Raw genomic sequence first — 1,857 nt, forward strand, 5'->3', positions numbered from 1 at the left:
GCGGGCCAGGACAAACCGCGCCGCGTGATCGGCATCGACGCGTCGGCAACCCTGGCGAAGACCCGTGACCAGGTGGAACGCATCGCCCGGAACACCGCCGAGCTGATCGGCCTGGGCAGGGAACTCCGGGACGAGGAAATCAACGTCATGGAGGGCTGGGCCGGGGACCTCTATGGGATTCCCGTCGACTCCACCCTGGAGGCCATCCGGCTGGGCGCCTCGCTCGAGGCCATGATCACCGACCCCGTCTACGAGGGCAAGTCCCTGGCCGGGCTGATCGACCTTGTGAAAAGCCGGGAAATTCCGGCCGGCAGCAATGTCCTCTACGCCCACCTGGGTGGCCAGATCGCCCTGAATGCCTACAGCGGGCTCTTCCGGTCCTGACGCGGCGCACGACGGCGGCGGGTTCCTTGGCGGGGCCCGCCGCCGTCGTCGTTAAGCCCCTGCAGCGCCGGCTCAAAAAAGAAATCAAGAAATTTCCGATTGGTGCGTAACCTTTCGGGCCCGCCCAGCGATTACTCCTTTGTAAGCGCCTCCGGAGTCTTGGACCCCCCACCAGACACCGGCTGGCCTTCCACCGTAAGTGCCGGCCGGCGCCTGCCCCCATGGGCGCCGGCCAGCCTTTTCTGGCGAGAGTGGGCTGTCAACTGCCCCCATGAGGCCTCAGCCCGCCTTCAAACCAAAAAAACAAAGGATGTACGTCTGTAATGAAGAGTGTTAGCAAGACCACCAAGATCGCTGTCGGCGCCGCCATTCTGGCAGTCGGAGGTTTCTCCGGCATCGGACTGGCCAATGCCGCTCAGATGTCCAGCACCGAGCAGGCTGAAGTGAGCCACGCTACGCCCGCCACGCCGGCTGTCCCGGCCACGCCTACGCTCCCCGCAAAGCCGGCCGTCCCCGCAGTTCCGGCCGCGCCGTCGACTGACGGCAAGGCCAATGGCGACGCCGAAGCCGACGTGGACGGCACCGAGGGTGCCGTCGACGGCTCCGCCGACGGAAAGGACGGAGCCACCGTCAAGGGCGACGCCAGCGTCAAGGGTGCTGCCGGCGAGGCACGCGCCAACGCCAACATCCACGCCGCAGTTCCGGCCACCCCGGCGACACCGGCCGTCCCCGGTGCCAAGGGCGTTCCGGCAACCCCCGCTATTCCGGCAACCCCGGCTGTTCCGGCCCAGCCGTCCGTTCCGGCCCAGCCGTCGGTCGAGCTGCCCCAGCACGACAAGTAAATTCCGGCTGTTTAGCCTGGACCCGGCACGGGTCTGAAAGCAAGGAGGGAGCCCTCACTTTGGAGGGCTCCGGGGTGCGGCCGCTAGACTTGCGGGGGCCGCACCCCAGCAGTAACGGAAGGACAGCCTCTTGGCACAGCAGCTAAGCGATGACGAATTGTCAGCCGCCTTAGCTGGTGACCCTTCAGGTTTCAGCGCGGTGTACACGGCTATTTCCCCGGCCGTGCTGGGCTACTTCCGGGCCCGGGGCGTGGACGACGCCGAGGCCCTGACCCAGGATGTGTTCGTGGACGTCCTGCCAAAGCTGGCCGGCATCAGCGGCGGCCACGCAGGTCTAAGGACCTTCATTTTCTCCGTCGCCCACGCGCGGCTGGTCGACTACAGGCGGCGGGGAGAACGCACTCCGCATTTGGCCGAATACGATCCCCTGAACGACGCCCGGTACTCGGCATCCGCCGAGGACGAAGCGCTCGGATCCCTGGGCGGTATCTCGGACACCCTCGCGAGGCTCAATGAGGAGCAGCGCGAAGTTCTCGTCCTGCGGATCGTCGCGGACCTTTCCATCGAACAGGTGGCCGGCATCATGGACAAGACGCCGGGTGCCATCAAGCAGCTTCAGCGCCGCGGGCTC

At 66.6% G+C, this 1,857-nt stretch carries 3 protein-coding genes; all 3 read left to right on the forward strand.

Annotated elements, in window-relative coordinates; translation table 11 throughout:
- On the forward strand, positions 1-384 hold a 384-nt coding region (locus tag LQV45_RS29255), incomplete at its 5' end, for a pyridoxal-phosphate dependent enzyme (protein WP_374208323.1).
- Between the two features lie 323 nt (positions 385-707).
- The gene (locus tag LQV45_RS29260) at positions 708-1,226 is read left to right on the forward strand and encodes a hypothetical protein (RefSeq protein WP_230010568.1); all 519 of its coding nucleotides are present in this window, start codon (positions 708-710) and stop codon (positions 1,224-1,226) included.
- Between the two features lie 130 nt (positions 1,227-1,356).
- A partial coding sequence (locus tag LQV45_RS29265; RefSeq protein ID WP_374208324.1) for an RNA polymerase sigma factor occupies positions 1,357-1,857 on the forward strand: 501 nt, incomplete at its 3' end.

It is taken from the genome of Microbacterium sp. Bi128 (genome assembly GCF_918698205.1).